Origin of the sequence: Cellulomonas fengjieae, from assembly GCF_018388465.1 — a bacterium.
Lineage (GTDB): Bacteria > Actinomycetota > Actinomycetes > Actinomycetales > Cellulomonadaceae > Cellulomonas > Cellulomonas fengjieae.
On sequence record NZ_CP074404.1, the window covers coordinates 3,330,127 to 3,351,478 of the forward strand.

The 21,352-nt window shown below is 74.3% G+C and carries 23 protein-coding genes; 12 read left to right on the plus strand and 11 right to left on the minus strand.

All coding sequences use genetic code 11. The annotated features are described in order from the left end of the window. Window positions 1-74 precede the first annotated feature (74 nt). Genes KG102_RS15375 through allB form a run of 3 tightly spaced genes read left to right on the plus strand, consistent with a single transcriptional unit; the run spans window position 75 to window position 3,802 of the window. Window positions 75-1,676, plus strand: a complete 1,602-nt coding sequence (locus tag KG102_RS15375; RefSeq protein ID WP_208212800.1) for an NCS1 family nucleobase:cation symporter-1 — start codon at window positions 75-77, stop codon at window positions 1,674-1,676. 3 nt (window positions 1,677-1,679) lie between these two features. Beyond that, on the plus strand, window positions 1,680-2,438 hold the full coding sequence (locus KG102_RS15380) for an aspartate/glutamate racemase family protein (protein WP_208212801.1): 759 nt from the start codon (window positions 1,680-1,682) through the stop codon (window positions 2,436-2,438). Between the two features lie 26 nt (window positions 2,439-2,464). Next, window positions 2,465-3,802 carry an allantoinase AllB gene (allB, locus tag KG102_RS15385; protein ID WP_208288183.1) on the plus strand — a complete coding sequence of 446 codons (1,338 nt, stop codon included), beginning with the start codon at window positions 2,465-2,467 and terminating at the stop codon, window positions 3,800-3,802. A gap of 4 nt (window positions 3,803-3,806) precedes the next feature. On the opposite strand, the gene KG102_RS15390 is transcribed toward allB, so the two are convergent. Then, on the minus strand, window positions 3,807-4,487 hold the full coding sequence (locus KG102_RS15390) for a YoaK family protein (protein ID WP_307802829.1): 681 nt from the start codon (window positions 4,485-4,487) through the stop codon (window positions 3,807-3,809). A 26-nt stretch (window positions 4,488-4,513) separates the two neighbouring features. On the opposite strand from KG102_RS15390, the gene KG102_RS15395 reads away from it, so the two are divergent. Genes KG102_RS15395 through KG102_RS15425 form a run of 7 tightly spaced genes read left to right on the plus strand, consistent with a single transcriptional unit; the run spans window position 4,514 to window position 11,982 of the window. Next, window positions 4,514-5,596: an acetamidase/formamidase family protein gene (locus tag KG102_RS15395; RefSeq protein WP_208288181.1), complete on the plus strand. Its 1,083-nt coding sequence runs from the start codon at window positions 4,514-4,516 to the stop codon at window positions 5,594-5,596. Next, window positions 5,593-7,101 (plus strand): AtzH-like domain-containing protein, encoded by a 1,509-nt coding sequence (locus KG102_RS15400; RefSeq protein ID WP_208288180.1) that lies wholly within the window; start codon window positions 5,593-5,595, stop codon window positions 7,099-7,101. The genes KG102_RS15395 and KG102_RS15400 overlap by 4 nt, the downstream gene beginning before the upstream one ends. Then, window positions 7,098-8,306 carry a pyridoxal-phosphate-dependent aminotransferase family protein gene (locus tag KG102_RS15405; protein WP_243883885.1) on the plus strand — a complete coding sequence of 403 codons (1,209 nt, stop codon included), beginning with the start codon at window positions 7,098-7,100 and terminating at the stop codon, window positions 8,304-8,306. Before KG102_RS15400 ends, KG102_RS15405 begins: the two co-directional genes overlap by 4 nt. Then, window positions 8,306-9,550 carry an allantoate amidohydrolase gene (locus tag KG102_RS15410; protein ID WP_208212806.1) on the plus strand — a complete coding sequence of 415 codons (1,245 nt, stop codon included), beginning with the start codon at window positions 8,306-8,308 and terminating at the stop codon, window positions 9,548-9,550. Before KG102_RS15405 ends, KG102_RS15410 begins: the two co-directional genes overlap by 1 nt. A gap of 12 nt (window positions 9,551-9,562) precedes the next feature. Then, complete coding sequence (locus KG102_RS15415) at window positions 9,563-10,369, plus strand: Cof-type HAD-IIB family hydrolase (RefSeq protein ID WP_256440356.1); 807 nt, start codon at window positions 9,563-9,565, stop codon at window positions 10,367-10,369. Beyond that, the gene (locus KG102_RS15420) at window positions 10,366-10,896 is read left to right on the plus strand and encodes an alpha/beta hydrolase family protein (RefSeq protein ID WP_208212807.1); all 531 of its coding nucleotides are present in this window, start codon (window positions 10,366-10,368) and stop codon (window positions 10,894-10,896) included. Before KG102_RS15415 ends, KG102_RS15420 begins: the two co-directional genes overlap by 4 nt. 33 nt (window positions 10,897-10,929) lie before the next feature. Further along, complete coding sequence (locus tag KG102_RS15425) at window positions 10,930-11,982, plus strand: aminotransferase class V-fold PLP-dependent enzyme (protein ID WP_208288179.1); 1,053 nt, start codon at window positions 10,930-10,932, stop codon at window positions 11,980-11,982. Between the two features lie 42 nt (window positions 11,983-12,024). On the opposite strand, the gene KG102_RS15430 is transcribed toward KG102_RS15425, so the two are convergent. From KG102_RS15430 to KG102_RS15455, 7 genes are all read right to left on the minus strand, one after another. Further along, window positions 12,025-12,579 carry an O-acetyl-ADP-ribose deacetylase gene (locus tag KG102_RS15430; protein ID WP_208212809.1) on the minus strand — a complete coding sequence of 185 codons (555 nt, stop codon included), beginning with the start codon at window positions 12,577-12,579 and terminating at the stop codon, window positions 12,025-12,027. A 789-nt stretch (window positions 12,580-13,368) separates the two neighbouring features. Beyond that, the gene (gene dtd / locus KG102_RS15435) at window positions 13,369-13,803 is read right to left on the minus strand and encodes a D-aminoacyl-tRNA deacylase (protein WP_208288178.1); all 435 of its coding nucleotides are present in this window, start codon (window positions 13,801-13,803) and stop codon (window positions 13,369-13,371) included. After that, the gene (locus tag KG102_RS15440) at window positions 13,800-14,765 is read right to left on the minus strand and encodes an asparaginase (RefSeq protein WP_243883962.1); all 966 of its coding nucleotides are present in this window, start codon (window positions 14,763-14,765) and stop codon (window positions 13,800-13,802) included. The genes dtd and KG102_RS15440 overlap by 4 nt, the downstream gene beginning before the upstream one ends. Continuing rightward, window positions 14,759-15,100, minus strand: coding sequence for a DUF2516 family protein (locus tag KG102_RS18845; protein ID WP_249667354.1), 342 nt, complete (start codon window positions 15,098-15,100; stop codon window positions 14,759-14,761). Before KG102_RS18845 ends, KG102_RS15440 begins: the two co-directional genes overlap by 7 nt. Window positions 15,101-15,170: 70 nt before the next feature. Next, complete coding sequence (locus tag KG102_RS15445) at window positions 15,171-16,289, minus strand: FUSC family protein (protein WP_249667355.1); 1,119 nt, start codon at window positions 16,287-16,289, stop codon at window positions 15,171-15,173. Beyond that, on the minus strand, window positions 16,286-17,473 hold the full coding sequence (gene ygfZ, locus KG102_RS15450; RefSeq protein ID WP_208288176.1) for a CAF17-like 4Fe-4S cluster assembly/insertion protein YgfZ: 1,188 nt from the start codon (window positions 17,471-17,473) through the stop codon (window positions 16,286-16,288). Before ygfZ ends, KG102_RS15445 begins: the two co-directional genes overlap by 4 nt. Continuing rightward, window positions 17,470-18,054: an FABP family protein gene (locus KG102_RS15455; protein WP_208288175.1), complete on the minus strand. Its 585-nt coding sequence runs from the start codon at window positions 18,052-18,054 to the stop codon at window positions 17,470-17,472. The genes ygfZ and KG102_RS15455 overlap by 4 nt, the downstream gene beginning before the upstream one ends. Before the next feature lie 198 nt (window positions 18,055-18,252). On the opposite strand from KG102_RS15455, the gene KG102_RS15460 reads away from it, so the two are divergent. After that, window positions 18,253-18,624, plus strand: a complete 372-nt coding sequence (locus KG102_RS15460) for a DsrE family protein (protein ID WP_208212814.1) — start codon at window positions 18,253-18,255, stop codon at window positions 18,622-18,624. Here KG102_RS15460 and KG102_RS15465 read toward each other — a convergent pair. From KG102_RS15465 to KG102_RS15475, 3 genes are all read right to left on the minus strand, one after another. Next, window positions 18,621-19,073 carry a DUF4395 domain-containing protein gene (locus KG102_RS15465; RefSeq protein ID WP_208212815.1) on the minus strand — a complete coding sequence of 151 codons (453 nt, stop codon included), beginning with the start codon at window positions 19,071-19,073 and terminating at the stop codon, window positions 18,621-18,623. The genes KG102_RS15460 and KG102_RS15465 overlap by 4 nt on opposite strands. Window positions 19,074-19,160: 87 nt before the next feature. After that, on the minus strand, window positions 19,161-19,622 hold the full coding sequence (locus KG102_RS15470; RefSeq protein ID WP_208212816.1) for a thioredoxin family protein: 462 nt from the start codon (window positions 19,620-19,622) through the stop codon (window positions 19,161-19,163). A 1-nt stretch (window position 19,623) separates the two neighbouring features. Then, a complete protein-coding gene (locus KG102_RS15475; protein WP_208288174.1) occupies window positions 19,624-20,358 on the minus strand; it encodes a hypothetical protein in 735 nt (244 codons plus the stop codon). 215 nt (window positions 20,359-20,573) lie between these two features. Between KG102_RS15475 and KG102_RS15480 the strand changes: the two genes are divergently transcribed. Next, window positions 20,574-21,302 carry a winged helix-turn-helix transcriptional regulator gene (locus KG102_RS15480; protein WP_208212818.1) on the plus strand — a complete coding sequence of 243 codons (729 nt, stop codon included), beginning with the start codon at window positions 20,574-20,576 and terminating at the stop codon, window positions 21,300-21,302. Window positions 21,303-21,352 lie beyond the last annotated feature (50 nt).

Consider the following 21,352-nt stretch of genomic DNA (forward strand, 5'->3'; position numbering starts at 1 on the left):
CAGACGGACAGAGCTCGTCGGGACGCCGACGAGCCCGCTCCGACCCCAGCGCCCCTCCCCGCGTGAGGACCACCATGAACCCTGGACAAGCTCCGTCCGAAGCTCTGCCGAACGACGTCTTCGAGGCCGCCGGCCTGCCCCCGGGCGCCGGGGTCATCAAGCCGAGCTACGACCCGCAGCTCACCAACGAGGACCTGGCGCCGCTGAAGAAGCAGACCTGGTCGTCGTACAACATCTTCGCGTTCTGGATGTCCGACGTGCACAGCGTCGGCGGCTACGTCACGGCCGGCAGCCTGTTCGCGCTCGGCATCGCCAGCTGGCAGGTGCTCGTCGCGCTGATCGTCGGCATCGTCATCGTGCAGGTCTTCTGCAACCTCGTCGCCAAGCCGAGCCAGAAGACGGGTGTCCCCTACCCGGTCATCAACCGCGCGGTGTTCGGCGTGCTCGGCGCCAACATCCCCGCGATCATCCGCGGCCTGATCGCGGTGGCCTGGTACGGGGTGCAGACGTTCCTCGCGGCCGAGGCGCTCAACATCATCTTCCTGAAGTTCATCCCGAGCTCCGCGCAGCTGCTGGAGACCAGCTTCGTCGGCCTGTCGACGCTCGGCTGGATCTCCTACGCGATCCTCTGGGTCGCCCAGGCCGCGCTCTTCTGGCGAGGGATGGAGACCATCCGCAAGTTCATCGACTGGGCCGGTCCGGCCGTGTACGTCGTGATGATCATGCTGGCGGTCTACCTGGTCTCCGAGGCGGGCTGGAGCAACATCTCGTTCAGCCTGTCGTCCGGACCGCCCAAGGGCTTCTGGGCGTCGATCCCCGTGATGCTCGGGGCGATCGCGCTCGTCGTGGCCTACTTCTCGGGGCCGATGCTGAACTTCGGCGACTTCGCCCGGTACGGCAAGAGCTTCGGCGCGGTGAAGAAGGGCAACTTCCTCGGGCTGCCCGTCAACTTCCTGTTCTTCTCGCTGCTGACCGTCATCTGCGCGTCGGCGACCGTCCCCGTGTTCGGCGAGCTCATCACGGACCCGATCCACACGGTCGAGCGGATCGACACCCCGTTCGCGATCCTGCTCGGCGGCCTCACCTTCGTCATCGCAACGGTCGGCATCAACATCGTCGCCAACTTCATCTCCCCCGCGTTCGACTTCTCCAACGTCTCCCCGCAGAAGATCAGCTGGCGGATGGGCGGCATGATCGCGGCCGTCGGCTCGGTGATCCTGACGCCGTGGAACTGGTACTCCAACGCGGACGCCATCCACTACACGCTCGGCGTCCTGGGGGCGCTGATCGGCCCGCTGTTCGGCATCCTCATCGCCGGTTACTACGTGATCAGCAAGCAGCGCGTGCACGTCGACGACATGTTCACGCTGGCCCCGACCGGCAAGTACTGGTACTCCGGCGGCTACAACCGCAACGCGGTGTCCACCGTGCTCGTCGCGGGGCTCGTGGCGATCGCCGCCGCCGTGCTGCCGAAGGCGTTCGCGGACGCGGGTGCGTTCGACGTCACCTGGATCGCGCAGTACAGCTGGTTCATCGGGTGCGGGGTGGGGTTCGCGCTCTTCGTGTTCCTCGAGCGCCGCAACCCGCAGATCCCCCAGCTGGACCCGGCCGACGAGCACGTCTCCGACGGCACGGTCGAGGAGCGCACGGGCATGTCGGTAGAGGTTGTGGCCTGACCCATGCACATCCGGGTCATCAACCCCAACACCACCCGGGCGATGACCGACCTGATCGGTCGGTCAGCCCGGGTGGTGGCGGCCCCGGGCACCGTCGTCGACGCGGTCCAGCCGACGATGGGTCCGGCGTCGATCGAGAGCCACTACGAGGAGGCGCTGGCCGTGCCAGGGCTCCTGGAGCAGGTCGCCCTGGGCGAGTCGGAGGGGGTCGACGGGTACGTCGTGGCCTGCTTCGGGGACCCCGGCGTCGACGCTGCGCGCGAGCTGGCGCGCGGGCCGGTGATCGGGATCGCCGAGGCCGCGATGCACGCCGCGGCGCTGGTCGGCCGGCGCTTCACCGTGGTGACGACGCTGGGCCGCACCACGGCGCGGGCCCGCGAGCTCGCGGACCGCTACGGCTTCCGTGAGTCGTGCGTCGCCGTCCGCGCGTGCGAGATCTCCGTGCTGGGCCTCGAGCAGCCGGGCGCCCGCGAGCGGCTCACCGCCGAGTGCCGCCGCGCGGTCCAGCAGGACGGCGCCGACGCGGTCGTCCTGGGCTGCGCGGGCATGGCGGAGCTGTGCGCGGCGATCGCCGACGACATCGGCGTGCCCGTGGTCGACGGTGTGGCGGCCGGCACGGTGCTCGTGCAGTCCCTCCTGGCGCTCGGTCTGCGACCCGGCGCCGGCGGGGAGTACGCGCCGCCGCCAGCCAAGCCGATGTCCGGCCTGCTGGCGGGCTTCGAGATCCGCGCGGACGCGGCCGTGCCCGTGGCCGTAGCCTGACGCAGCAGACCACCACGGGAGCCGCCATGAGCCTGCCTGACCTCGTCGTCCGCGCGCACCGCGCCTGGGTGGGCAATGCCTGGCGCCCGGCGCACGTCGCCGTGACCGACGGGCGCATCGCGGCGCTCGACGGCCCCGTCCCCGACACCGTCCCGGTGGTCGACCTGGCCGACGACGAGGTGCTCCTGCCCGGCCTGGTCGACAGCCACGTGCACGTCAACGAGCCCGGCCGGACCGCCTGGGAGGGGTTCGCGTCAGCGACCCGCGCGGCCGCCGCGGGTGGCGTGACCACGCTCGTCGACATGCCGCTCAACTCGATCCCGCCCACCACGACCGTCGAGGCGCTGGACGCCAAGCGCGCCGCGACCGACGGCAAGCTCAGCGTCGACGTGGCGTTCTGGGGCGGCGCGGTGCCCGACAACCTGGGCGGGCTGGGCCCGCTGCACGCGGCGGGCGTGCGTGGGTTCAAGGCGTTCCTCGCCCCGTCGGGGGTCGACGAGTTCGGGCACCTGGACGACGACCAGCTCGAGGCCGCCCTGGCGGAGGTGGCCGCGCTCGGCAGCGTGCTGATCGTGCACGCCGAGCACCCCGCCGACCTGCTCGGCGGCGGTGCGCTGGGCCCGCACTACGCCGACTTCCTGGCGAGCCGGCCGCCGGTCAGCGAGCGGCACGCCATCGCGGGCCTGATCGACGCGATGCGGCGCACGGGGGCCCGGGCGCACGTCCTGCACCTGTCGGACGCCGGCTCGCTCGACCTGATCCGCGCCGCCAGGACCGAGGGCCTGCCGCTGACCGTCGAGACGTGCCCGCACTACCTGGCGCTCCGGGCACAGGACGTGCCGGCCGCCGCGACGCAGTTCAAGTGCTGTCCCCCGATCCGGGACGGCACCAACCAGGACCTCCTCTGGGAGGCCGTGCTGGACGGGACCGTCGACGCGATCGTCTCCGACCACTCGCCCTCCACCGCCGATCTCAAGAACGCCGACTTCGGGCTGTCCTGGGGCGGCATCGCCGGCCTCCAGCTCGGGCTGTCGGTGGTCTGGACCGAGGCGCGCCGCCGCGGGGTCCCCCTGGAGGCGCTGCTGCCGCTGCTCACCACCGGGCCCGCGCGCGTCGCGGGCGTGGCGGCGGGGACCCTGGCGGTCGGCGCACCCGCGCACCTCGTGGCGTTCGCACCCGACGACGAGCGGGTGATCGACGTGCACACGCTGGAGCACCGCAACCCGGTGTCGCCCTACGACGGCGCCACGGTGGCCGGAGCCGTGCGGACGGTGTGGCTGCACGGCGACGTCGTGGTCAGCGCGGGCCGGGTGACCGGCCCCGGGCGCGGGCGCGTGCTCCTGCCGGAGACCGCCCGTGCCTGAGCCGTCAGGCCTCGCGGTGCCGGTGCCCGAGCACCGCGACCGCCACGGCCAGCACCCCCGCCACCAGCATCCCCACGCCGACGCCCTGATCGCCGCTGGCGCGCAGCAGCAGCGCGCCGACCGCAGCACCCACCAGGATCAGCAGCACGGCGAGCGAGCGCCGCGCCCAGCCGTCACCCGCGCCGCCGGCCAGCCGGCTGTCCGCGGCGAGACCCGTGAGGGTCGAGGTCACGACGACCGTGGTGACGTCCTTGACGGCCAGCCGTCGCGCGCTCGCGGCCTGCAGGCCCATCGCGAGGGCCAGCACGGTGGTGACGGTCAGCGCCCAGAGGCTGCCCTCCTCCGGCGGCGCGACGAGCGCACCGACGCCGAGCAGGATCGCCAGCACACCGGTCGCGGCGAACGTGCCGCTCGTGCGGTCCGACCAGCCGGCGGGCGCGGTCCGCAGCACACGTCCGCCCAGCGCGGCACCCACCAGGAAGCCGACCAGCGCGAGCGCCGGCCCGAGCACGGGCAGGTCGTCGGCGCCCGCGAGCCCCATGCCGAGGATGACCACGTTGCCGGTCATGTTCGCCGTGAACACGCGGTCCAGGCCCAGGTATCCGACGGCGTCGACGATGCCGGTCGTGAACGTCAGTGCCAGCATCAGCACCAGGTGTCGGCGCGCGTGGTCCCAGGTCTTCACGGCGTCATGGTGGGGGTGCATGGCCGATGAGTGCAATTCTGCAGCCCGGTGCCGGGCAGATCCGCGGGGCGGCCTACCTCCCGTCCACCCCGCAGACCGTCCTGTGGGGGCGGCTGCCGTGCGAGGCCGACGCCCCCGTGCTCCGCATCGAGCCGGGCACCGAGGTCACGATCGACACCGTCAGCCACGAGGGCCTGCTCGACGACCAGGGCAGCGACCCGCTGGCGTACTTCGGCGGCCACGGCGTCGCGCCGCACGACGTGCTCACCGACGCGGTCGAGATCGTCCGCACCCTGACGCGCGACCCCGCCGACGGGCCGCACGTCGTGACCGGGCCGATCCACGTCGCGGGTGCGCTGCCGGGCGACCTCCTGGCGATCACGGTCCTGGAGACGACCCCGCGCGTGCCGTACGGCGTGATCTCGAGCCGGCACGGACGCGGGTCCCTGGCCGGGGAGCTCCCGCGCGGCCCGCAGAACGTGAGCGTCTTCACCACGGTGGAGAGCAGGGACACCGGCCTCGTCGGCTGCCTGCCCGCGGTCGAGGGCGGCGCGCGCCTGGTCGAGTTCCCGCTGGCGCCCTTCCTCGGGATCATGGGTGTCGCGGTGCCCGGGCACGCCCGCCCGCACTCCGTCCCGCCGGGCACCCACGGCGGCAACCTCGACATCAACCTCCTCCAGGTGGGCAGCACGCTCTACCTGCCCGTGCAGGTGCCGGGCGCGCTCGCGTACGTGGGCGACCCGCACTTCGCGCAGGGCGACGGCGAGGTGGCGCTGACCGCGCTGGAGGCGTCCCTGCGGGTCACGCTGCGGTTCGACGTGGTCCCGGCCGCCGAGGCGCTGGTCGAGTTCGGCCCGTTCGTCGGGCCGCTGGTGCGCACGCCCGAGTACCTGGTGCCGACCGGCCTGGACGCGGACCTGGGCGAGGCGGTGCGCAAGTGCGTCCGGGCCGCGCTCGCGCTGCTGGAGGCGCGCTGGGGCCTCGACGAGCACCTCGCGTACGCCTACCTGTCGGCGGCCACCGACATCGACATCTCCCAGGTGGTCGACCAGGTGTGCGGGGCGCACGCGCGGATCCGCGTCGCCGACCTGGACGGGGTGTCCCGATGAACCTCCCGCCCGACCTGCAGGGGGCGTTCGCCGCCTACGAGCGCGCGCTCGCGTCCGACGACGTCGCAGCCCTCGACGACGCGTTCGCGCCGGGGCCGGACACGCTGCGCGGTGACGCCGACGGCCTGCTCGTCGGGCACGACGCCATCAGCGCGTTCCGCGGCACCCGCGGCGGCATCACGCCCCGCGTGCTGGACCGGGTCGAGTACCGGCGCCTGGCCGACGACTGCTGGTTGATCGTCGCGACCTCCCGCTACCAGGGCGGGGGCACCGGCCTGCAGACCCAGGTGTGGCAGCGGTCCGACGGGCGCTGGCGCATCACGGCGGCCCACGTCACCGGCCGCACACCGAGCTTCGACCGCTCGGTGTGGCGCACGGTCGGCGACCCGCTCTACCAGGGTGCGTTCGAGGGGCCGCTGCTCGGCCTGCGGGTCGCCGTCAAGGACGTGTTCGCCGTGCGCGGCTACCGGATCGGCGCGGGCAACCCGGTCTGGCTGCGGGAGGCCGCCCGCGAGCGCCAGCACGCCCCGGCGGTGCTCGACCTGCTCAAGGGCGGGGCGTCGGTGCGCGGGCTGGCCCGCACGGACGAGTTCGCGTACTCGATCGCGGGCGCCAACCCGCACTACGGCACCCCCGCCAACGGCGCGCTGCCCGGGGCCCTGCCGGGCGGCTCGTCGAGCGGCCCCGCGACCGCCGTCGCCACGGGCCAGGCGGACGTGGGGCTGGGCAGCGACACCGCCGGCTCGATCCGGGTCCCCGCGAGCTACCAGGGACTGTGGGGGTTGCGCACGACGCACGGGCTGGTGCCGCGCCAGGGGATGGCACCGCTCGCGCCGTCGTTCGACACGGTCGGCTGGCTGACCAGGGACGGGGCGACGCTCGAGGCGGTCGCCACCTGGTGCCTGGAGGACGACGCGCCCCTGCTCCCGTCCCGCCGGGTCGTCCCGGTCGAGGTCCTGCGGCTGGTCGAGCCCGCGACCCGCGAGTCGTTCGAGGCGTGGGCCGCGGGCACCGTCGAGGAGATCGAGGTCGGACCGCTCGACGCGTGGTTCGAGGCGTTCCGGGTGGTGCAGGCCGCCGAGGCGTGGCGGGCGCACGGCACGTGGATCGAGGCACACCCGGATGCCGTGGGACCCGGCGTGCGGGAGCGGTTCGCGACCGCGCGGGACGTGACCGCGGAGCAGGAGGCGGTCGCGCGCGCCGAGGTCGAGCGGCTCGCGTCGGTGATCCAGGCGATCGCCGACGATGCCGTCGTGGTGCTGCCGACCACGCCCGGGCCGGCCCCCTCCCGCACCGCGAGCGCCGACGAGCTCGACCGCGTCCGCGCCGCGACCCTGCGGATGACCGCCGTGGCCGGCATCGGCGGCCTGCCCGCGCTGTCCGTCCCCCTCCTGCGCTTCCCGTCCCCGCTCGGCACCGCCCCCGTCGGTGTCTGCTTCGTCGGCCCCCGCGGCAGCGATCTGTCGCTGGTCCGGCACGCCCGCTCCCTGGAAGGACCCGCATGACCGCCCCGGTCAACCCGCCCACCCGCCTGCTGATGGGACCCGGGCCGGTCAACGCCGACCCGCGCGTGCTGCGCGCCCTGTCCACGCCGCTGGTCGGCCAGTACGACCCGGTGATGACGGGCTACATGAACGAGACCATGGCGCTGTACCGCGAGGTCTTCGCGACGAGCAACGAGGCGACCGTGCTGGTGGACGGGACGTCGCGGGCGGGCATCGAGGCCGCGCTCGTGTCGCTGGTCCGGCCGGGCCAGCGTGTGCTCGTGCCGGTCTTCGGGCGCTTCGGGCATCTGCTCGCGGAGATCGCCCTGCGGGCGCAGGCCGAGGTGCACACGATCGAGGTGCCGTGGGGGCAGGTGTTCCCGGCGTCGGTCATCGAGGAGGCGGTCGTCCGCGTGCGCCCCCACCTGCTGGCCGTCGTGCAGGGCGACACGTCGACCACCATGCTCCAGCCGCTCGACGAGCTCGGTGCGATCTGCGAGCGGCACGGCGTGCTGTTCTACACCGATGCCACGGCGTCGCTGGGCGGCAACGCGTTCGAGATGGACGCGTGGGGCCTGGACGCCGCCACGGCAGGCCTGCAGAAGTGCCTGTCCGGCCCCTCGGGCAGCGCGCCGATCAGCCTCTCCGACCGGGCCGTCGAGGTCGTCCGGGGCCGGCGCCGCATCGAGGCCGGGATCCGGGAGGAGTCCGACGAGGACGTCGGCGAACCCGTGCACTCGAACTACTTCGACCTCGGCATGATCCTCGACTACTGGGGGCCACGGCGGCTCAACCACCACACCGAGGCGACGAGCATGCTGTACGCGGCGCGGGAGTGCGCCCGGATCATCCTCGAGGAGGGCCGGCAGGCCGTCATCGACCGGCACGAGCGGGCCGGCCGCGCGATGCTCGCGGGGGTCCGCGGCCTGGGGCTGGGGGTGTTCGGGGACGTGGCGCATAAGATGCACAACGTGGTCGCCGTCGAGATCCCCGACAGCGTGGACGGCGACGCCGTGCGCGCCGCGATGCTGCGGGACTTCGGCATCGAGATCGGCACGTCCTTCGGCCCCCTGCACGGCAGGGTGTGGCGGATCGGCACCATGGGCGCCAACGCGCGGCTCGACACCGTGCTGACCACCCTGGCGGCGCTGGAGCAGGTGCTGCGGCGCGCCGGCGCGCGCGTGCCGCACGGGGGCGGCGTCGACGCCGCCTACGCGGAGGCCTGATGCTCGACGCCGCCACCGCCGCGCGTCGGATCATGGCCCGGTGCGACGAGCTCGCCGCGTACACGTCGATGACCGGGGGGATCGAACGGGTCTACCTGTCCGCCGAGCACGCCCGCGTCAACCGGCTGGCCGCCCGTTGGATGCGCGAGGCCGGCCTCGACACCTGGCAGGACGCGGCCGGCAACCAGTGCGGGCACCTCGCCGGCGCCGACCCCGAGGCGCCCTCGCTGCTGCTCGGCTCGCACCTGGACACCGTGCGCGACGCCGGCCGGTACGACGGCATCCTCGGCGTGCTCATGGCGATCGAGGTGGTCCGCGCGCTGCGGCCGGTGGCGGGCACCCTGCGGTTCGGGCTGGACGTCGTGGCGTTCTGGGACGAGGAGGGTGCCCGGTTCGGCACGGCGCTGCTCGGCAGCTCGGCGATGGCCGGCCACTGGGACGAGGCGTGGTGGGACCTGACCGACGAGCACGGCACCACGCTGCGGTCGGCGTTCCGCGACTTCGGCCTGGACCCCGGCCGGGTGGGCACCGCGGCGCGGTCGCCGCAGTCGCTGGTCGGCTACCTCGAGGCGCACATCGAGCAGGGCCCGGAGCTCGACGACGGCGGCGCCCCGCTGGGGGTCGTCACGTCCATCGCGAGCGCGCGGCGGTTCGCCGTGCAGATCGACGGCGAGGCCCGGCACGCGGGCGGCGCCCGGTACGAGACGCGGCACGACGCCCTGCTGGGCGCCAGCGAGGTGGCGCTCGCCGTCGAGCGGCTGTGCCGCGTCGAGCACCACGTCATCGGCACGGTCGGCCGGCTGGAGACGTTCCCCGGCGCCGTCAACGTGGTGCCCGGCGAGGCCCGGCTCACGGTCGACCTGCGCGGCGAGCACGACGACGACCGGGACCGGGTCTGGGGCGCCATCACCCGCGAGCTCGAGGAGATCTCCGGGCGACGCGGTCTGACCTGGTCGGCGCGCGAGCTGCACGAGGCACCGGCCGTGATGTGCGACTCCCTGCTGCAGGACGTCGTGCGGGCCGGGATCGAGAACACCGGTCGCCGCCACGTCCCCGCGCTGTTCAGCCGGGCGGGCCACGACGCCATGGCGCTCGGGGCGGTCACCGGCGTCGGCATGCTGTTCCTGCGCAACGCCGACGGGATCAGCCACCACCCCGACGAGCACGTCAGCCTCGCCGACGTCGAGACCGGGCTGACAGCCCTGGTCGCCACGGTGGAGCACCTGGCCCGCGAGGCCGCCTGAGAGGATCGAGGCGTGGAACCCCCCGTCTTCGACACCGTGCCCGACATCCGGCTCATCGCCGTGGACATGGACGGCTCCCTGCTGGACGACCAGAAGCAGATCCACGACGACTTCTGGCCGCTGCTCGACGAGCTCGACCGGCGCGGGATCCGGCTGTGCCCGGCCAGCGGCCGCCAGTACGCCACGCTGCGTCGCCAGCTCGGGCGCGACGAGCTGGTGTACATCGCGGAGAACGGCGCCTACGTGGTGCAGCACGACGAGGAGCTCAGCTCCGACGTGCTCGACCTCGATGTCGCGCGCAAGGTCATCGAGACCGTCCGCGCGGCCGACCACCTCGACCTCGGCACCGTGCTCTGCGGCAAGCGGTCGGCCTACGTCGAGCGCACGGACGACCCGTTCCTGGCCCAGGCGACGCCGTACTACGCGAAGCTCGAGGTGGTCGACGACCTCTCGGCGGTCGAGGACGACATCCTCAAGGTCGCGGTCTACGACTTCGGCCCGGCGGCAGCGGGCGCCGGCCCGCTGCTCCAGCCGTTCGACGCCCTGGTGTCGGGCGAGCACTGGGTCGACGCGATGAGCCCGACGGCGGACAAGGGGCACGCCCTGCGCCAGGTCCAGGCCGCACTCGGGGTCAGCGCGGAGCAGACCATGGCGTTCGGCGACTACTTCAACGACGTCGGCATGCTGGACGCCGCGTACTGGTCGTTCGCGATGGACAACGCGCACCCGGACGTGCGGACCCACGCCCGGTTCGTCGCGCCGGCCAACACCGACAACGGCGTGGTGCGCACGATCGCCTCGGTGCTCGGTCTGCGATGAGCGTCGCCGGCCTCCTGCTCACCCCCGGCTTCGGCGGGAGCCGCGACAGCGCACCGCTGGTGGCGGTCGAGTCGGCCGTCGCCCCGCTGCCTGTGCGGCGGATCGACCTGCCGAAGACCGCCGGACCGGCCGTCGCGGAGGTCCGGGCGCAGGCCGAGGCCTTCGCGTCCTCCCTCGGCGTCGGCACCGATGCCCTCGTGCTCGGCGGCCGCTCGTTCGGCGGACGGATGTGCTCGATGGCGGTCGCGGCGGGCATGCCCGCCGCCGGCCTGGTCCTGCTCTCCTATCCCCTGCACCCGCCGGGACGCCCGGACCAGCTCCGCATCGCGCACCTGCCCGACCTCCGCGTCCCCGTCCTGGCCGTCTCGGGCACGACGGACCCGTTCGGCTCCCCGGAGGAGCTCACCGCCCACCTGTCGGTGGTCCCCGGCCCGCTCACCACCGTCTTCCTGCCCGGTCCTCACCTGCCCACGAGCACCGCCGCCGTGGCGGAGGCCGTCCGGGACTGGCTCGCGACAATGGGTTGACCGCGGCCCGTCGGGGTGCGCGACGATCGACCCATGCAGTCCCTCGCCACCCTGCGTGCCGCCTTCGCGCCGGTCCCCGGCTACCTCGACGCCGCCACGTGCGGGCTCCCCGCCCGGGCGACCGTCGACGCCATGCACGCGGCCCTCGACACCTGGCAGGCGGGGAAGGCGGACCTCGGCATCTACGACGAGGCCGTCGCGGCGTCCCGCACCTCCTACGCCCGGCTCGTCGGCGTCGACCCCTCGTGGGTGGCGGTCGGCTCGCAGACGTCGGTGCTGGTCGGGATGGCCGCCGCCACCGTGCCGGACGGCGCCGAGGTGCTCGCGGTCGACGGTGACTTCAGCTCCGTGACGTTCCCGTTCGTGGCGCACGCGGACCGCGGCGTCACGGTCCGGCACGTCCCGCTGGAGTCGCTCGCCGACGAGGTCCGGCCCGGCACCCACACGGTGGCGTTCTCGCTCGTGCAGTCGCGGGACGGCCGGGTCGCGGACGTCGACGCCGTGCTGGCCGCGGCCACGGCCGTCGGGGCGCGGACCGTCTGCGACATCACGCAGGGCGCCGGCTGGCTCCCCGTCGACGCGAGCCGCTTCGACATCACCGCCTGCGCCACGTACAAGTGGCTCGCGGCGCCGCGCGGCACGGCGTTCCTGACGGTCCGACCCGAGCACCTCGACCTGCTCCGCCCGTCAGCGGCCGGGTGGTACGCGGGTGCCCAGATCTGGTCCTCGGTCTACGGGCCGACCATGGCCCTCGCGCAGGACGCCCGACGGTTCGACGTCTCCCCGGCCTGGCTGTGCTGGGTGGGCGCCGCACCCGCCCTGGACCTGTTCGCGGACGCCCCGGCCCAGGACCTCCACCGCTACGCCGTCGGCCTCGCCGACGCGTTCCGCGCGGGTCTCGGACTCGCGCCCGGCGGCAGCGCCATCGTCGCGCTGGCCGACGACGCGGTCGGCTCCCGCCGTGCGCTGCTGGCGGCGGGCGGGACCCGCGCCGCCGGTCGGGGCGGCGGCGTCCGGCTCGGGTTCCACGTCTGGAACGACACGGACGACGTCGCGCGGGCGGTCGCCGCCCTGCGCGGACCCTGACCGCGTCTGCCCGTCGCCGGCCTCCCGCGCACGCGGCCGGGGCTAGGCGCGGGCGAGCTCGCGCTGGAACGCGTCGAGGGCGTCGGGCGAGAAGAGCACGAACCGCACGAGCTCGATGCCCTGCGGCCGGGTGCGCCCGGGCTCGGCATCCTGCTGCACGCCGTCCCGCCACATCCGCACGGTCCCGACCGCGATCCGCGCCACCTCCGCCACCGGCCAGCCGTAGATGCCGGCGCTCACGGCCGGGAACGCGATGCTCGACGCGCCGAGCTCCACGGCCAGCTCCAGGGGGCGCGCGAAGCACGACTCGAGCAGCACGGGGTCGCTCTGGCCGGCGTGCAGGTTGGGGCCCACGGTGTGCACCACCCAGCGCGCGGGTAGCCCGAACCCCGGGGTAGCGACGGCGTCGCCGACGGGGAGCCCGTCCGGGAGCACGGTCCGGCGCAGCTCGCGGCACGCCCGGAGCAGCTCGGGACCGGCGGCGGCGTGGATCGCACCGTCGACCCCGCCCCCGCCGAGCAGGGAGGAGTTCGCTGCGTTGACGACGACGTCGACGTCCTGCGTGGTGATGTCGCCCTGGACGGCCTCGATCAGCATCGCGCCATCATCGCGTGCCGACACGGGTAAGGCCCCTCGGACGCTTACTCCGAGGGGCCTTGACCGATGCCCAGGTTACAAGGGCGGGCACGCCCGGACGGGTGAACAACACGCCGGCCGTCCACACATTCTGTCCACACCCCTGTGTCAACGCGGTGTTTCCGCAGGTGAACCTGTGGATAAGGCTGTGGGGTAAACGGTGGATAAAGAACGCTTCCGGAAGCCCTTGTGGCCCGGCCCCACGGAGGACTAGAACTCTCTTATCGAGATCGACAGATCGAGAACCGCAGGTGAAGGATCCCTCCCGGGATACCTGAAACCGCAGGTCAGGTGGGCTTTTCGGAGCCTGCGTGGACCGGGTTGAGGGTGGATCGGGCAGGACCGGAACCTCGACGCACGGCCCCCTCCGGGGAGCCGAGCAGGCGGCGCGGAACGCCCTTCGGGGAGGACGCGCCGGTGGGGACAGGCTGTGGATGTCGGGCCGACCGGAGAACGGACGACCACATCGTCGTGGTGACACGACGACCCGCGGATGACGACGCGGGGGACGTCACAGGCCCGGAAGGTTGCTCGCAGTCGTCCCGCCCGCGGCGGGCCGTCGGCGTCGGAGCCCTCTCGAGGGTGACCGCGCCGGGGGTGAACCGGGTGTCGGGACGTAGCCGCACCGTCAGCGCGGCGTCGGTCGCCGGTCCGCCGGTGACACCTGACCTGCGAACACGGTAGGGCCCCTCGGACGCTTACTCCGAGGGGCCCTCTCCGTTTGCCGGGCCGGTGTCGAGGCGTCCGGGCTCAGCCGGGCGCCGACTCCAGCAGCAGGGTCACCGGTCCGTCGTTGACCAGCTCCACCGCCATGTCCGCACCGAACACCCCGGTCGCCACCTCGAGCCCTCGCGACCGCAGCGCGTCGACCACGGCGTCGACCAGCGGCTGCGCCACCGGGCCCGGCGCCGCCGCGTTCCACGTGGGCCGCCGGCCCTTACGGGTGTCGCCGTACAGCGTGAACTGACTCACCACGAGCACCGGGGCGCCCACGTCGACGGCGGACCGCTCGTCGCGCAGGATGCGCAGGTCTGCGATCTTCCGAGCGATCACGGCCACCTGCTCCGGGCCGTCACCCGGCGTCACGCCCACCAGGGCGAGCAGGCCGGGCCGGTCGATCTCCCCGACGACCACGCCGTCCACGGTGACCGAGGCGCGCGTGACGCGCTGGACGACCGCCCTCATGCGCCGAAGGTCGCCAGGACCTCGCCGACCGGCGCCCCGTGCCCGAGGACGGGGGTCAGGCCGACCGCCGCCACCAGCGTGGGGTCGACGCCCGCGACCGTGAGGGCGGCGGCGAGGACAGCGGGCCGGGGCCGCGACGACCCGTCGACGATCTTCAGCGCGACAGCGCCGCCGTCCGCCAGGCCGGCCGCGTAGACGCCGTCGGCCCCGTCCTTGGCCACCAGGCCCGGGACCGCCTCCATGAACCGGGTGGCGTCCCGGCCGGTTCCGGCCACGTGCCACGGGTGCGTCGCCATGGTCCGGCCGACCCGTCCCTCCTGTCCGCCGCCGGACGCCAGGTGCCCGAACGACCGGGCCAGGCCGCGCAACGTCGTCGAGAACAGGGGTGCGCCGCAGCCGTCGACGGTCGCACGCTCGACGGGGACGCCCGTGAGCTCGGCGATCACGTCCCGGGTGGCCCGCTGCAACGGGTGTTCCGGGTCGAGGTAGTCGGCCGTCGGCCAGCCCGCGGCGACGCACGTCGCGAGCATCCCGGCGTGCTTGCCGGAGCAGTTCTGCGTGAGCGGCTCGGTGCCGTGGCCCTCCGCGCGCCACCGCCACGCGGAGTCGGCGTCCAGCGGCCAGTCGGGCGTGTTGTGCAGGTCGTCCGGGCCGAGGCCGGCACCGGCGAGCAACCCACGCACGACGTCCAGGTGCCCCGGCTCGCCGTTGTGGCTCGCGCAGACGAGCGCGAGGTCCACGCCGTCCACGTCCAGCCCCGCCCGCAGCATCGCGACCGCCTGCAGCGGCTTGAGCGACGAGCGCGCCCACACGGTCGCGTCGGCGTCGCCCAGGACCAGCCGCTCCGAACCGTCCGGCGCCAGGACGACGACGTGGCCGAAGTGCACCGACTCGACCAGCCCTCCGCGCAGCACGCGCGCGAGCGGGACGGCGGCCGTGCCGATGTCGGGCACGCTCACCAGCCGCCCGAGCCGCCGCCTCGCGGTCCCCGCGGTCCGCGGCGCCGCGAGTAGGGCGTGACGGCGGGCTTCACGTCGACCAGGTACACGATGGCCCCGACCGCGGCCAGCAGCGCGAGGAACGACGGCAGGTGCGGCACGCCGGGGACCGGGATGACGCTGAAGGAGACGACCGTCGCGACGGCGAGGATGGTTCCCCAGAAGCGCTTGGTCCGCTTGCCCGCCTGCGAGAACGCGGCGGCCGGCCTGCGCAGCAGGTCGATCAGCGCCCATGCGGACAGCCCGAAGATGACGAGGTAGAAGGCGACGAAGACGACGACCTGCGCGCTAGCGATCACGGGCCGAGCCTACGAGACATCACGCGACGGCGAGCGCCGCCGGCCCACGGACCGCCCGGCTCTCGAGCGGTCAGATCTCCGGGAGCGCCTCGCGCGCCTCCTGCGGGGCGACACCCGACGCCTCCAGCAGGTCGACCACCAGGGATCGTGCCAGCAGGACCAGGCTCTGCACCTGCCAGTCCTGCGCCGCCAGCCGGAACGGGTCGAGCGCCGCCGCGATCGCCAGCAGCTGCGCCCGCGCGCGTTCGGGGTCACGTCCCACCCCGAGCGCGGCGGCGAGGTCGTCGGTCGCCTCCGCGGTCGCCTCGACCTGCTCGGCGATCGGCGTCAGGTCGTGGCTCTGCGCGGCGACCACGGAGCGGCAGCGGCGCGCCAGCACCCGGGCGTTGCGCATCGCCCGGTCGGCCAGCACCGCGTTGCCCGCCAGTGCGGCGAGCTCCTCCCGGTACCTGCGGTTGGTCGGGGACACGCGCGCCAGGTCGCCGGCGTTCTTCGCGGTCTCGGACCAGTCGTCGATGGCCGGCTGCGAGGCCCGGCCCCGCACCAGCGCGTCCTCGACGTCCGCCGTGGAGCCCTCGGCCAGGCCACGACCGAGGATCCGCAGCACGCCCGCCAGGTCCTCGACCGCCGTCCGGGCCAGCGTGCGGGGGTGCCGACGGGGGTCGCTCGGCGTGAGCAGCGTTATCGCCAGCGCCACCACGCCGCCGACCACCGCGTCGGTCCACCGGCCGACCGGTCCCCCGGTGGCCGTCATCGCGGGCAGCCCCACGATGACCAGCGCCTGCACGCCCGCCTGCGTGGTGAGCATCGCACCGCGGTCGATGAACCGGGCGATGATCGCGGCGGCGAACAGCACCACGGCGACCTGCCAGACGCCGGTGCCGATGACGTGCACCACGAGGTCCCCGAGGGCGACACCGATCGCGACGCCCACGGCGAGCTCCGCCACCCGGCGCACCGACCGGTCGGCCGTGAACCCGAGGGCGATCCAGGCGCTCACCGGGGCGAAGAACGGGTACGCGTGGCCCAGGACGTAGAACCCGATCGCGAACGAGAGGGCCCCGGCCACGGACGCCTGCAGGATGGGGAACCAGGCGGCCTGCACCCGCGTCCAGCCCTGCCGGACGCGGGCCGCGAGCCGCAGCCGCACATCGCGTCGGACGATGGCGCGGGGCTGCGGGGCGGTCACAGGCTCGGGTGCTGCCCCAGGCCGCGGGCGAGGGGTCCGCGGGCGGCGGGCCGGTCCACCGAGACCCCGTCACCCGGCACGATCTGCTCCTGACCCGCGGCGACGGACCCGGCCTCGGACTGGACGACCAGCTCGACGTCGGGCGGCACCGACCGCTTGACCACGGCGAGCGCGACCGGTCCGAGCTCGTGGTGGCGCGCGACCGAGGTGACCTGCCCGACCACCCGCCCGGGCTCCTGGGAGTCCGCGCTCTGGACCACGTCGTGCACCGCCGACCCCGGTTCGGGCAGCAGGTGCCCGGAGCCGTCGAGGTGCAGCATCACCAGCCGGCGCGGCGGCCGACCGAGGTTGTGCACGCGCGCGACCGACTCCTGGCCGCGGTAGCAGCCCTTGTTCAGGTGCACGGCGGTGCGCAGCCAGTCGAGCTCGTGCGGGATGGTGCGGTGGTCCACCTCGTGGGACGCCCGCGGGCGCCACGCCTCGATGCGTGCGGCCTCGCTGGCCCAGGTGCCGACCAGGCGCCAGCCCGCCGCCTCGCGCGCCCGCACCTCGTCGACCAGCCGCTCGCGCGGGACCAGGACCAGGCGCCAGTCGCGGTCGGCGCCCGGGTGCTCGTCGTCGGGCGGCCCGTACCGGGTGCCGCCGGGGGCGGTGCGCGGCCACGGGTCCCGCCAGGTGACCGGCTCGTCCGGGGCACCCTCGGCGTCGACCGGCTCGCCGATGGCCGCCCAGTCGTCCGTGACGTCGGCGACCTCCACCCGGAGCATGAACTTCATCCGGTTCAGCCACGCCGCCAGCGACGTGGGCGTCTCGGTGAGCAGCCACGTGGTCTCGCCGTCGTCGACGACGCCCGCCGCGTGCTCGACGTGACCCTGCGGGCTGAGCACGAGCAGCTCGGTGGACGTGCGCGGGGGCAGCGCCGTGAGCTCCTGCGACGTGATCGAGTGCAGCCACGTCAGGCGGTCCGGCCCGGTCACGGTGACGACCCCGAGGTGCGACTGGTCGACCACGGCCCCGCCGCGCGACAGGGCACGCTGCTCCGCGGTGGGGTCGCCGTAGTGCCAGGCGACGCCGTCGTCCGGACCGGAGCCGCGGACCGCACCCCGGCGCGCGAGCAGCGCGCTGACGTGCCGCGGCGGCTCACCGTGCGCCGCGGGGACCTCGACGGGTGCGTCGGTGCTCATGCGGCGTCGTCGTCCGTGGCGGCCTCGACCCGCGCGAGGCGGCCGGAGGCGTAGGACTGCATGGGGTGGCCGAACGCCGCGAGGTCGTGCGCCCACATGAGCTCACCGTTGACCAGGCCGTAGAGGCGCTTGCCGGCGCTCACCTCGGCGCCGCTCGCCGTCCGGACGATCGCGTCGCTGACCAGGTCGATCCGGCCCTTGCCCACGGCGCCGATGTACAGCGCCACGTGTCCGGACGGGTCCGCGACCAGCAGCTCGACCGCGTGCTGCTCGGGCGTCAGGCCCCAGTCCGTGGGCCGCTCCGGCGGGATGCGCCAGTACCCGGACTCGGTCTGCCAGACGGGCGCGGGCGGTTCGTCCTCGAGCGCGCCCGTGTCCGCGGGGGCGGTGACCAGCCGGATCGTGGACGTGTAGGACAGGTACGGCCCCCCGTCGCTGGCCACGACGATCTCCTGCGTGAACGCGCCCTCGTCGATGCCGGGGTACGCGACCACGCCCTCGCCGCGCCAGGTGCCCAGGAGCCAGGCCAGCGGGTACACCTCGGGAGCGAGTCCCTCGGGGTCGGGCAGGACGAACGGCATGGCGGTCTCCCAGTCGGTCAGGGCGCTGCGTCAGAACATGTCAGCACATGTCAGCGCTGGCCCTTGTACAGGCGGTAGACGACGAAGCAGGCGAACCAGCCGATCGTCAGCGTCGCCGCGACCAGCAGGCCGATGAAGACTCCCTCGAGCGCAGTCATGCAGACGATCCTAACGAGCGCGCACCCCTAGCCTGTTCCGATGAGTCCGACGCCACGCCCCCTCGTGATCAAGACCACCTCCGGCACCGAGCGTCCGGAGGCGACCAACCAGGCGTTCACGGTGGCTGCCACGGCCGTCGCCGCCGGTGCGGAGGTCAGCCTCTGGCTCACGGGCGAGTCGGCGTGGTTCGCCCTGCCGGGACGTGCCGCGGACCTGGTGCTCGAGCACGCCGCCCCGCTGGCGGACCTGCTCGCCGCCGTGCTCGACGGCGGCCGCGTGACCGTGTGCACGCAGTGCGCCGCCCGCCGCGGCATCGGCCCCGAGCACGTGCTGCCCGGCGTCCGGATCGCCGGCGCCGCAGCGTTCGTCGAGGAGACCCTGGCCGAGCGCGCGCAGGCGCTCGTCTACTAGGCGGTCCTGGCGGCGCGCACCCGCAGCGCCAGCAGGTACATCTCGCAGCCGAGGCACAGCCCGAACACCGCGTTGAGGAACGCCGCGACCAGCGCGACCGCCGCGGCGACCGGCACCGCGACCGCGACACCGGCCAGCCCGAGGACGAGGCCCGCCCCGGTGATCACGAGGCCCACCAGCTGTGCGAACCTCGGCGGGCGCGGGTCCTCGAGGTCGGCCGGCGGTGCCAGGCGGGGGCGGACCAGCGTGGCGAACACCCGGCCCTGCCAGGTCCGGGCCACCCCGCCGACGGCACCGAGCGCGAAGCTCGCGACGACGACCCCCAGCACGACCAGGGCGGCGGTGCCGTCGAGCAGCAGCACGGCGACGAGCAGGACGGCGGTGAGGGCGGCGCCGAACCGCGGGCCGCGGGGGTCGATGCCGGCGGGGGTGGGCGAGGACGTGCTCACGGGTGCTCCTGGAGGACGGTGCTGGATGGGGGGTCCGTCGGCCGGGGCCGTCGCGCGCCCGGCCTGCCGCCCCACCGGGGCACAGCGTCAGACGGCGCAGACCCCGCCCGGACACGACGCCAGGGCCGCGAGCGCGTGCCGCCGGTCCGTCGCCCCGGACATCCGTCCGACCACGACGCCACGGGCGTCGAGCAGGAGCGTCGTGGGGGTGCGCATGATGCCGAAGCGTCGCACGAGGTCCAGGTGCTGCACCACGTCCATCTCGACGTGCGAGAGGTCGGCGTTCTCGGCCGCCAGGGTGGCGAGCACCGCGTGGGTGCGCCGACACGGCGCACAGACCTCGCTCGAGAACTGCACGAACGTGGCCCGGGCACCCAGCGGCGCCCCGAGCTCGGCAGGCGTCAGCCGGGTGTCGTCCGCCCGGTCGGCCGGGGCGGACCCGAGCAGCGCCGCATCGACCGCGGTGTAGCGGCCGTTGCGGGCACGCCACCACAGGCCGAGCGCCGTGGCGACGGCCAGGACCGCGAGGACGAGCAGGACCCGGGACACGTCAACCGACCAGGACGCGGCCCACGACGTAGACCAGGATCCCCGTCACGGTGACCGGCAGGGTCACGACGGCGAGCGACGGGAGCCGGCGCTCGAGCGAGGGCAGCTGGTCGAAGAGCGCGTGCAGGGTGGCGACGAGGACGCCGACCGCGAGGCCCAGGATCACGCCCGCCAGCGGGTCGATCCCGGGCAGCAGGAAGCCTCCCAGCGCGCCGGCACCGGCCGCGGCAGCTGCGGTGACCAGGGCGCCGATCCAGGGCGTCAGGTGCAGCACCACGACGACCGACCCCACGGCGAGGGACAGCGCCCCGACCACCGCGATCGGCTCGCCGTCGGGCGTGCGGCCGATCGCGACCCAGCCGGCCACCGCTGCGGCGACCAGGGTCCCGGCGACCGTCCCGGACACCGACTCGACCAGCCGCGTGCGACCGTCACGGCGCAGGAGCTCGTTGACGAACGCCAGCAGGATGGCCCCGGCGAACACCACCGGCAGGTGCCGCAGGTACGGCTCCGAGTCGGTGAGGTGGACCACGGCCACGGCCCCGACCCCGCCGAGCGCGACGACCACCGCCGAGCCGGGCGCGAAGGGCAGGCCCGCGAGCGCCGGCCAGCCGACGGCGAGCGCGACGGCGAGCACGGCGGCGGTGATGCTCAGCGGGAGGCCGCCGACGTAGCCGGCGACGGCCACGGCGGTGGCGAGCACCGCCGTGACGACGGCTCTGGTGGCAAGCTGCACGCGCCCTCTACCGTCCCTCGACCGGGGTCACGGACGTGCCGCGCGGAGACGCGGCGTGCGGGCGCGGACCAGCTGTCTGCAAGGAGGGCACGCCGCAGATTGTCGCACCCCGGCATGCCGCCGGGCGGCACCGCCCGCCATCACCCGACACCGTGACGCACCCACGGTTGCCCGCGCGGTACCGTGTCCCCCACTCGCTCGCGGGGAGGTCCCAGGTGGCAGACCTGCTGCTGCTCACTCCAGCGTCCGGGGGCTCCGCCCAGGTGCTCCCGGCACTCGGTCTGTTGTCCCACCGTGTCCGCGTGCTCCCCGTCGAACCCTCGGCTCTGGTGGATGCGCCGGATGCGGACATCGTGGTGCTCGACGCACGACGCGACCTGGTCACCGCCAGGACCACGTGCCGGCTGCTGCGCGCCACGGGCCTGACCGTCCCGCTGATCCTCGTGCTGACCGAGGGTGGCCTCACGGTCGTCACCGCCGAGTGGGGCGCGGACGACATCATCCTGGAGACCGCCAACCCCGCCGAGGTCGAGACGCGGTTCCGGCTCGTCATGGAGCGTGCCGCCACCACCCGGTACGACGACGCTCCGCAGGAGATCTCGTCCGGCGAGCTCACGATCGACGCCGGCGGGTACACCGCCCGGCTCCGCGGTCGCCCGCTCGACCTCACCTACAAGGAGTTCGAGCTCCTCAAGTACCTCGTCCAGCACCCGGGCCGCGTGTTCACCCGCGCCCAGCTGCTGCAGGAGGTCTGGGGCTACGACTACTACGGAGGCACCCGGACGGTCGACGTGCACGTGCGACGGCTGCGCGCCAAGCTCGGCCCCGAGCACGAACAGCTCATCGGAACCGTCCGCAACGTCGGCTACCGCTTCGACCCGCCCAAGGACCGCCGCGGCGCGGTCGACGGCCGGTCGGAGGTCCCGGAGCCCGCGGACGCGTAACCTGGCTCCTGGTGCGCCGGGAAGTCTGGTCGGCAGTCCCTTACGCCTGC